Raw genomic sequence first — 9503 nt, 5'->3', positions numbered from 1 at the left:
CGTAAAAGAGGTGGAGTACGCCTCGTGCGTTCCCGGCGTGATGCACGCCTGCGGCCACGACGTCCACACCGCCGTCCTTATGGGCACGGCCGTGGTGCTGGGAAGCCTCCGGGATAAGCTCAAGGGGAACGTCAAGTTCATCTTCCAGCCGTCGGAGGAGAGCAGCCCCGGAGGGGCCAAGCATATGATAAGGGACGGGGCCATCGAGGAGCCCACGCCCTCGGCCGTCGCCGCGCTCCACTGCCACCCGGACCTCCCGGCGGGCTATATAGCCCACAGGGCGGGCATCATGACCGCCTCCTCGGACAGGCTCACCATAGTCATAAAGGGGAGGAGCGGGCATGCCTCGCGGCCCCATCTTGCCGTCGACGCAGTGCTCGTCTCGTCGATGGTCATAGACGCCATACACCATATAGTCAGCAGGCGTACGGACCCGCTTCACCATACCGTCATATCCATAGGCACCATCAAGGGCGGTACGGCCGCCAATATCGTGGCCGACCGCGTGGAGATGAGGGGGACGGTGAGGACGCTCGACCCCGAGGGGAGGGAGAAAATACAGGTGTTGATAGAGAACGTCATAAAGGGCGTGACCATGGGCGCGGGGGCGGACTACGAGTTCGCTTACGACTACGGAAGCCCCTCGGTAGTTAACGACCCGGAGCTCGATAAGCTGCTTACCGAATGCGCCGGGGAGGTGGTCGGGGCGGAGAGGGTCGTAACCATGAAGGACCCGCTCATGGGCGCCGAGGACTTTTCGTACTTCGCCGAACGCATACCCGGGGCGTTCTTCAGGATCGGCGTCGGCAGCCCGAAGGGGGTTATCGCGCCGCTCCACACACCCGAGTTCGACGTGAACGAGGAGGCCCTTGCGGTGGGGACCCGTATCATGTCGTGGTTCGCCGCGAAGTTCCTGGACTTGAAGGGCCGTGGGTAGAGCCGCCCCTGTCTTCGTTCTCCTTTTACTGGCGCTTGTCGGGGCCTTCTCACTCCACGAGATAGCCAACCTCGACATAGGCTGGCACCTGAAGGCCGGAGAGTATATCGTAACCGAACGGGCGGTCCCCACGACCGACATCTTTTCCTACACCGCCTCGGGCCGCCCATACCTCGACTCCCACTGGCTCTTCCAGGTGGTTACCTACGGCGCCTATTCTATGTTCGGTGTCTACGGGCTGAACCTCCTTATCGTCGCCGTAGCGGCCGCCGTATTCATAACCCTCTTCAGGCTCGCGGATTTCCTTAAGAACCCGTACGCGGCGACCCTCTTCTTCCTTCCGGCCATACTCGCGGCAAGCCCGCGCTTTATGATAAGGCCCGAGCTCTTCACCTTCCTCTTCGTCGCCGTATACCTGTATATACTCGAGAGGCACGGGAAGAGGGAGACCGTATATCTCCTCCCCTTTATTCAACTACTATGGGTCAACATGCACGGACTCTTCCCGCTGGGGCTCGTGATGGTCTTCTGCTACATCACGGGCGGGCTTGCCGCGGTGAAGCTCAGACTTCCGTTCGAGTGGAATAATGAGGGGGAGGGAGGACTTTCTGGGGACGCCCTCAGGAGGCTGGCCATTGTGTTTACGGTGATGGTCCTCGTCTCGCTTGTAAACCCCTACGGCGCCGAACTGGCCCTCTACCCCCTTACACTCTTTACCGAGGTGAGCGAGGCGGGGAGCGTCGTGCGCACGACGATAAGCGAGCTTATGTCGCCTTTCGCCGCAAGAGAGTCGGTAAGCCTCGAGTTCATGAGCATGTACTGGTTCCTGGCCGTGGGTACGCTCCTGAGCTTCGCGCTCAACTACAGGAGGGTCGACCTCTTCTCACTCCTCCTCTGCGCGGCGTTCTTCTACCTCTCGGCCCTGGCGGTGAGGAACGTGGTGCTTTTTGCCGTAATAGCCGCTCCGATAGCCGTACTGAACGTAAGCCGCGCGACCTCTTCGACCGCCTCGGTGCGGGGGTTCCTCTCGTCGGTGCCCGGCTCCGTGCTCAGAGCGGGGTTCACCCTTGCCGTAACGGTGGTGGCGGGCTACTATTTCCTGAGCGTTGTCTCAAACCGCTACTATATGTCGGTGGGGAGCTATATGAGGACCGGGCCGGGGCTCTCCGAGATACGCTATCCCACCCGGGCCGTGGATTTTATCCGGGCGAACGGGATAAAAGGCAACGTCTTTAACAGCGTGAGCTTCGGGGGTTACTTCATATGGAGCTTCTTTCCCGAGCAGAAGGTCTTTTTCGACGGCAGGTGGGAGGTCTACGGGGAGGAGTTCTTCAGGAGGTATAACGCCATGGTGACCGACCCGGCACATTTCAAGGCCGCGGCCGGGAGCTACGGCGTAAACTACGTGCTCCTGGACTATACCGCCCCCGAGTTCTTCGGCCTTACCGGTTTCCTCTCCAAAGACCCCTCGTGGAGGCTGGTCTACTGCGGGGACGCCGGGGTGGTCTTCGTAAGAGACGCGCCGGAGAACCGGACCGTACCCAACCGCTGCGACCTCGATTCCCCGGTCTCCTCGGATATCGGGGCGCTTGAAAGGACATATCTAGAACGGATGGAAGAAGGCTTTTTCAGCCGCACCGTGCGCCTTATGGGGCGCCTCATGCGTTCGTCCACCGGCGGGGAAGGAGACCCGGTGCCCCACTTCGCGCGCGGCATACTCTTCGGCAGCCTGGGCCGCTTCCAGAGGGCCGAAGAGGAGCTGCTTAAAAGTCTCGCCGTGTTCCCGGACCTGCAGGAGGCGCACTATAACCTGGCACTCGTTTACTTCAACACGGGCAGGATGGACAGGGCGGCCAGGGAGCTCGGCTTCGTCCTGGAGGCCGACCCGGAAGACGACGAGGCGAAGAAGTTCCTGGAACTGATACCGAAAGGGGGGTAAGGAGGGTTATGAAAGAGGGATACGTGGTATGCATGGTGACGGCCCCCGACGCGGAGGCCGGCGCGGCTATGGGGAAGAAGGTCGTCGAAGAGGGCCTTGCCGCCTGCTGCAACATAGTGCCGGGAGTGAGGTCCATATACGCCTGGAAGGGCAAGCTATGCGACGAGGCCGAGGTGCTCTGCATAATGAAGACCCGCGCGGCGCTCTTCGAGAAGCTGAAGCAGAGGGTGAAGGAGCTCCATACCTACGAGGTCCCGGAGATCATAGCGCTCAAGATAGAGGACGGCCTCCGCGAGTACCTCGACTGGATAGACGGAGCGACGGGGAAGACACCATGATGGTGTTTTAACTTCTGAACGGCCGTTAGTGGCTTATGGGGTGGAAGTTGCAGTGGGGCCTCGTATGACATTAACCGTGCGGCAGCACCATGATGGTGTTTTAAATTTAGAAACTATCGCCCGCAATACAAGCTGCTAACGTTACAGAAGACCTCGTATGGTGTTGCAATGCGGTTAAATCCCTGTTAGAATCCGGGTATGTTTAAACGCGCTATAAATACGGGCGTCCTCCTGGCCCTCCTGTCGTTATTGGTCTTCACTTCTCTCCCACAGGCGGAGACAGCGATCTCCGAGGAGACAGCGGCCTCCAAGGAGACAGTGGCCTCCTCAGATACGGACGCCAAAGCCGACCGGTCTCCGGGGGCCATCCACTACGTGAAGGTCGATGGCGTGGTAAACCCGGTCATGTCGGAGTACCTCATAAAGAGCATGAAAAACGCCGCGGACGACGGTGCCGAGATGGTCGTAATCCAGCTCGACACCCCCGGCGGGCTCGACCTCTCGATGAGGGACATCATAAAGGCGATGCTCGCGAGCGAGGTGCCGGTGGTGGTCTACGTGGGCCCGTCCGGAGCACGGGCGGCCTCGGCCGGGGTCTTCATGCTATACGCCTCCCACGTGGCGGCCATGGCGCCGGGTACGAACACCGGCTCGGCCCACCCCGTTGCCATGGGAGGGGGAGGGGGCGGGGATAAAGAAGCCGACGAGACCATGATGCAGAAGGTCGAAAACGACGCCGTCGCCTACATAAAGAGTATAGCGAAAAAGAAGGGCAGAAACGCCGAGTGGGCAGAGAAGGCCGTCCGCGAGAGCGTGAACGTCACGGCCGAAGAGGCGTTGAAGCTCGGCGTAATAGAGATCATAGCCGAGGGCAGGGCCGAACTCATGGAGGCGCTTAATGGCAGGACCGTCGAGACCGTCATAGGGGAGAGAAAACTCAAGACCGCCGGGGCCGAGATAAAAGAGGTCGAGATGAACATGAGGTTCCGGATACTGAAGGCCATAGCCAACCCCAACGTGGCCTACGTCTTGATGATGATAGGGATGATAGGGATCTATTTCGAGCTCTCCAACCCCGGCGCCATTCTGCCGGGCGTGGTCGGGGCCATATGCCTGATACTCGCCTTCTATGCCTTCCAGACCCTTTCGGTCAACTACGCGGGGATCGCCCTTATAGGGCTCGCGGCCGTCTTCTTCATAGCCGAGATAAAGGTGACGAGCTTCGGGTTGCTCTCGCTCGCGGGCGTCGTCTCGCTCCTCTTGGGCTCTCTCATGCTCTTCGACTCGCCGCTCCCCTTCATGCGCCTCTCGCTTTCGGTGCTTCTTCCGACGGTCCTTATCGTAAGTGCTTTTTGCATCGGCGCCATGATGCTTGCCATACGTATTTATAGAAGAACGCCGGTAAGCGGCATGGAGGGCTTCGTCGGCAGGGAAGGCGAGGCCACGAGCGACGTGGGGCCCGAAGGCGGCAAGGTCTACCTGAGCGGCGAGTACTGGAACGCAACGAGTGACGAGGCCATAAAGGAGGGTGATAAGATAAAGGTCGTCGAGATAAAGGGACTTAACATAAAGGTCGTGAGACTATAAAACGGTCAGCGGACCGAGCGGCCAGCGGACCGAACGGCCAGTGGGTCGAAAGGAGGGTTCTTATGTCTATAATAGGAGCAATTGTCGGGCTTGTAGTTCTCTTTTTATGGTCGGCCATAAAGATACTGCCCGAGTACGAAAGGGGCGTGGTCTTCTTCCTCGGAAGATACCAGAGCGTTAAGGGCCCGGGGCTGATAGTCATAATCCCCGGCCTTCAAAAACTCATCAGGGTGAGCCTCAGGGTCATAACCGCCGACATCCCCCCGCAGGAGGTCATCACAAGGGATAACGTCTCGGTCAGGGTAAACGCCGTCGTCTACTTCCGGGTCATGGTCCCGGACAGGTCCATAATAGAGGTCGAGAACTACCTCTACGCCACGAGCCAGCTCGCCCAGACCACCCTTAGGAGCGTTTGCGGACAGGCCGAGCTCGACGAGCTGCTGGCAGAGAGGGAGAAGATAAACAGGAAGATACAGGAGATACTCGACCGCCAGACCGACCCCTGGGGCATAAAGGTCACGCTCGTGGAGCTTAAGGCCATAGACCTGCCCGAGGAGATGAAGCGCTTCATGGCCAAGCAGGCCGAGGCCGAGAGGGAGAAGAGGGCCAAGATAATCCACGCCGAGGGCGAGCTCAACGCCTCCGTGAAGATACTCGAGGCCGCGAAGATCCTGAGCCAGAACCCGATCTCCCTGCAGTTGAGATACCTGCAGACCCTTACCGAGGTGGCCGCGGAGAAGAACTCCACCACCATCTTCCCGCTGCCAATAGACCTCGTGAAACCTTTCCTGGAACCCTTCTTAAAGAAGGAGTTGGACAAGGGATAACCGGCCGTATGGGCACGGCGTAAAAGGCATGACGGATAACGAGAACCCCAACGCGGGACACCGCGAGAGGCTTAAGGAGAGGTTCCGGAAGGCCGGGCTCGACGGCTTCCACGACTACGAGGCCGTGGAACTCGTCTTGAGCTTCGCCATCCCCCGCCGCGACGTCAAGCCCGCGGCAAAGGCCCTCATAAAGAAGTTCAAGGGCTTAAGGGGCGTCTTCGACGCCCCGGTCGAAGAGCTGAAAGAGGTAAAGGGGGTCGGCGAGAACGCGGCCCTCTTACTGAAACTCCTTAAAGAGGTGGCGGGCGAGTATCTGAAGGAACGCATCATCGGCAGGGACGTCGTCCGCTCTCCGGCCGAGGTGATAGAGTTCCTGAACCTGAAACTCTCCGGCGAGAGGGTTGAAAAATTTATCGCCGTCTACCTTAACTCCAAGAACGAAGTGCTGGCTGTGGACACCCTCCACGAAGGCACCATCGACCAGACCCTCGTCTACCCCCGTAAGGCCATAGAGAACGCCTTCAAGCATAACGCCCGCTCGGTCATCTTCGTCCACAACCACCCCTCCGGCGACCCGAAGCCCTCCCAGCGCGACCGTAAGCTCACCATGGACCTCGAAAGCGCCGCCCGCGCCGTGGACATAATCGTCCACGACCACATCATCATCGGCAGGGATTCGCATGTTAGTGGGAGGGATTTGGGGTGGTTCAGGGGTAGGTAGGTAACTTATCCGCTAAACCGCCGATTTGTCCGCCATGCTTTGTTGGCCGCACATTTTGCCTCCTCGACGTATAGCACTATACGCCTGCGGGCCAAAATGTGCGTCCGCCTCGCCTGACGAACAACTTGCCGGTTTGGGTTTTGATGGCTCTCCGGTACCGGTAACTGCCCCACCGCAGGTGGCTCGTCTGGCGGGAAACTTGACGGTTTGATTTCTGAGCCTGCCCTGAGCTTGTCGAGGGGCGAAGTCGAAGGGCAAAAAACCGTGCTCGAACTTTTATTGAAGGGGAGATAAGATTGGTGGGGGTGGTACTTTCTTCCTGTAGTCCGCAGTAGACCGAGCCAATGCAATATGGTATATTTCTTCCTGTAATCTATGACTTAAAATAGGCATTGAGGAGCAATGTTTAAGAAGAAGACATTAGTTGTTGTCGGTGCAGGAGCCAGTTGTGAGGTGGACTTGCCTGACGGCAAGAAGCTGACGAGCACCATTGCGCAGATGTTAAATATTGAACTCGGTGATTTCGGGAAGCTAACAGGTGGCGATCCTGCAGTCCGAGAAACTCTTAGAATTATGGCGATAGAAGTTGCGGAGAAAAACCCAGGTGGTCCTCCAGCCAATGCAAGGCCGTACGTAGACGCCGCACAGATGATTCGAGATGCGATGCCACTGGCAGAGTCGATCGATAATTTTATTGATACACATAAGGGTGATGCGTCGATCGAAGGTTGCGGTAAGCTTGCAATCGTACAATCGATATTACATGCAGAAAAAGAAAGCCATCTCTATTTTGAAAATATAGGTCTTAATTCAAATATTGACTATAAAGACATTCAGAATACTTGGTTCATCGAATTCTATCAGCTACTTACCAAGAATTGCGGTAAGGAGGACCTCGCAAAACGATTTGATTCCCTCGTGATGATTATATTCAACTATGATCGTTGCGTCGAACATTTTCTCGTTAACTCCATTCGAACGTACTATGGAATAGATGCCAAGGAGGCAGCGGAATTAGTTAATCGAATTGAGATTTATCACCCTTATGGCAAGGTCGGGCACCTTCCTTGGCAAAAACATAAAAAAGGCGGTGGAGTGATTGATTTCGGGGCTAAGACAAACCCTGCGATACTAATTAAACTTTCGGAACAAATAAGAACATTCACAGAAGGAACCGATCAAGGTTCCAGCGAGATTTCTGCTATAAGAGAGCACGTAAAGTCCAGTGAGATAGTTATATTTCTAGGCTTTGCATTTCATGCACTTAATTTGAAATTGCTTAAGCCAGAATCTGGTGGGAGTAAGGCTATGTGTTTTGCAACTGCCAAAGATATATCGGAGCATGATTGTATTATAATCAAAAAAGAGTTGGCAAAGCTTAAGCCGCTAAATGTAATATGCCTAAGAAATGATTTATCTTGCTCTAAATTGTTCCAAGAGTACAGTAGAAGCTTGTCATACACATAGTGCCGACAGTCCTAGCCAGCACAAGAGACGTTCCTACTTTCGGCTGGCTACTGTTGTGGCACTACACACCATTATAAAAAGTAATTCTTGGTTATTCTATCCGGCTACAACTGCTGACTTGTAGGTGAAACCATCTCAGGACAATTATTATCCACCCCTCACCCCGCCTTCTCTTCAATTGTCTCCACCGCCCTTTTGAGCTTTCTTAATGCCATCTCTTTACCCATCGCCGCGAGTGTCTCGAAGATGCCGGGGCTTACCGTGCCGCCGGTTAGCGCCACGCGCACGGGCTGGGCGAGCTTGCCGAGTTTTAGTTCCTTCTCGTCCAGTATCGCCTGAAACGCAGCCTCTATTTCGGTTTCGCCGAAAGCATCCAACCCCTCAAGCCGTTCGATTATTAGTTTGAAGATCTCAACCCTATCGGGAGTCAAGAACTTCTTCCCTGCCTTCTCCTCGTAAGTGACCTCCTCTTCGAAGTAAAAACGCGAACCTTCGGCCATCTCCACGAGCGTCTTGGCCCGCTCCTGCGTGGTTTTTATTATCGCCGGAAGCCTCGGGTCGTCGGCCTCGCCCTCCTTTAGGAAAAGTTTTAACGGCCCGATTAAATCCTCGGGCCGGGCCTCCTTTATATAGTGGTGGTTAAGCCACAGGAGCTTCTCCGGGTTGAAGACGCCGGAAGACTTGCCCACGTTATCAAGCGAGAACTTCTCTATAAGCTCATCCATGGAGAATATCTCCTGGTCGCCGTGAGACCAGCCGAGCCGCGCCAGGTAGTTAATCAGAGCGTGCGGAAGAAAGCCCTCATCCCTGTAAGCCGTAACCGAGGTCGCGCCGTGGCGCTTCGAAAGGCGCTTGCCGTCCGAGCCGAGTATCATCGGCAGGTGCGCGAACTCGGGGACCGGGTAGCCGAACGCCTCGTAAAGGAGTATCTGCTTCGGCGTGTTATTCAGATGGTCGTCGCCTCTTATGACGTGCGTTATCCGCATCTCCGCCTCGTCAACCACGACGCACAAGTTATAGGTCGGCGAGCCGTCGCTCCTTAAGATTACAAGGTCCTCTATCTCCTCGTGCTCGATAGCGACCGTGCCCTTTATGAGGTCCTTTATAATGCTCTTACCCGGAGGTACCCGGAACCTCACGGCCGAGGGGCCGTCGGGAGTGTCGCTCCTCTCACTGCACCTCCTGTCGTAGCGGGGAGCACGGCCTTCGGCCATGGCCTGCTTCCTCCGCTCCTCCAACTCCTCTGGCGTGCACCAGCAGCGATAGCCTTTTTTTTCCTTAAGCAGCCTCTCGGCGTGTTCCTTATAAATGTTAAACCTCTTACTCTGTAAGAACGGCCCCTCGTCCCAGTCGAGCCCGAGCCACTCCATGCCGTCGAGTATGGCTTGAGTAGCCTCCTCTGTCGAGCGGGCCGCGTCGGTGTCCTCCACCCTCAAGATAAACTCCCCCCCATGCCGCCTCGCGAAGAGCCAGTTAAAAAGGGCCGTCCGAGCCCCGCCGATATGCAGATGCCCCGTAGGGCTCGGCGCAAAACGTGTGCGTACTGTCATAAGCTGTCCTTAATTCCTGAGGGAAACTTTTTGTAAAAAGTTTCCCTCAGGCTCCCTTCAAAAACTTTTAGTTCTTACCCGGGGGCACCCCCCCAACGGGGGGGTGCCCCCGGGTAACTCTAAGTCTTCGGAGGGGG

At 56.7% G+C, this 9503-nt stretch carries 8 protein-coding genes; 7 read left to right on the top strand and 1 reads right to left on the bottom strand.

The window, feature by feature from the left end; translation table 11 throughout:
* From V3W31_00710 to V3W31_00680, 7 genes are all read left to right on the top strand, one after another.
* Window positions 1–937 (top strand): amidohydrolase (locus V3W31_00710; GenBank protein ID MEE9613459.1); only part of this gene is annotated, 937 nt, incomplete at its 5' end.
* Entirely contained in the window at window positions 930–2876 is a 1947-nt protein-coding gene (locus V3W31_00705; protein MEE9613458.1) for a tetratricopeptide repeat protein, read from the top strand. The genes V3W31_00710 and V3W31_00705, both read left to right, overlap by 8 nt.
* Before the next feature lie 8 nt (window positions 2877–2884).
* On the top strand, window positions 2885–3214 hold the full coding sequence (cutA, locus tag V3W31_00700) for a divalent-cation tolerance protein CutA (GenBank protein ID MEE9613457.1): 330 nt from the start codon (window positions 2885–2887) through the stop codon (window positions 3212–3214).
* Between the two features lie 198 nt (window positions 3215–3412).
* Complete coding sequence (locus V3W31_00695) at window positions 3413–4801, top strand: nodulation protein NfeD (GenBank protein ID MEE9613456.1); 1389 nt, start codon at window positions 3413–3415, stop codon at window positions 4799–4801.
* 62 nt (window positions 4802–4863) lie between these two features.
* A complete protein-coding gene (locus V3W31_00690; protein MEE9613455.1) occupies window positions 4864–5628 on the top strand; it encodes a slipin family protein in 765 nt (254 codons plus the stop codon).
* A 28-nt stretch (window positions 5629–5656) separates the two neighbouring features.
* On the top strand, window positions 5657–6349 hold the full coding sequence (gene radC / locus V3W31_00685; GenBank protein MEE9613454.1) for a DNA repair protein RadC: 693 nt from the start codon (window positions 5657–5659) through the stop codon (window positions 6347–6349).
* A gap of 402 nt (window positions 6350–6751) precedes the next feature.
* The gene (locus V3W31_00680) at window positions 6752–7816 is read left to right on the top strand and encodes a hypothetical protein (protein MEE9613453.1); all 1065 of its coding nucleotides are present in this window, start codon (window positions 6752–6754) and stop codon (window positions 7814–7816) included.
* Between the two features lie 158 nt (window positions 7817–7974).
* Here the strand turns inward: V3W31_00680 and gltX are convergent, their stop codons facing one another.
* Window positions 7975–9366, bottom strand: a complete 1392-nt coding sequence (gene gltX, locus V3W31_00675) for a glutamate--tRNA ligase (GenBank protein MEE9613452.1) — start codon at window positions 9364–9366, stop codon at window positions 7975–7977.
* Between the last annotated feature and the right edge of the window lie 137 nt (window positions 9367–9503).

It is taken from the genome of Thermodesulfobacteriota bacterium (assembly GCA_036482575.1).
Classification (GTDB): Bacteria; Desulfobacterota; GWC2-55-46; order GWC2-55-46; family JAUVFY01; genus JAZGJJ01.
This window is presented reverse-complemented; position numbering and strand designations above follow the sequence as displayed.

Bases quoted from the DNA above. Each gene is read 5' to 3' on its own strand.
- radC (MEE9613454.1), top strand. From the start codon at position 5,657: ATGACGGATAACGAGAACCCCAACGCGGGACACCGCGAGAGGCTTAAG.
- cutA (MEE9613457.1), top strand. From the start codon at position 2,885: ATGAAAGAGGGATACGTGGTATGCATGGTGACGGCCCCCGACGCGGAG.
- gltX (MEE9613452.1), bottom strand. From the start codon at position 9,366: ATGACAGTACGCACACGTTTTGCGCCGAGCCCTACGGGGCATCTGCAT.
- V3W31_00695 (MEE9613456.1), top strand. From the start codon at position 3,413: ATGTTTAAACGCGCTATAAATACGGGCGTCCTCCTGGCCCTCCTGTCG.
- V3W31_00690 (MEE9613455.1), top strand. From the start codon at position 4,864: ATGTCTATAATAGGAGCAATTGTCGGGCTTGTAGTTCTCTTTTTATGG.
- V3W31_00680 (MEE9613453.1), top strand. From the start codon at position 6,752: ATGTTTAAGAAGAAGACATTAGTTGTTGTCGGTGCAGGAGCCAGTTGT.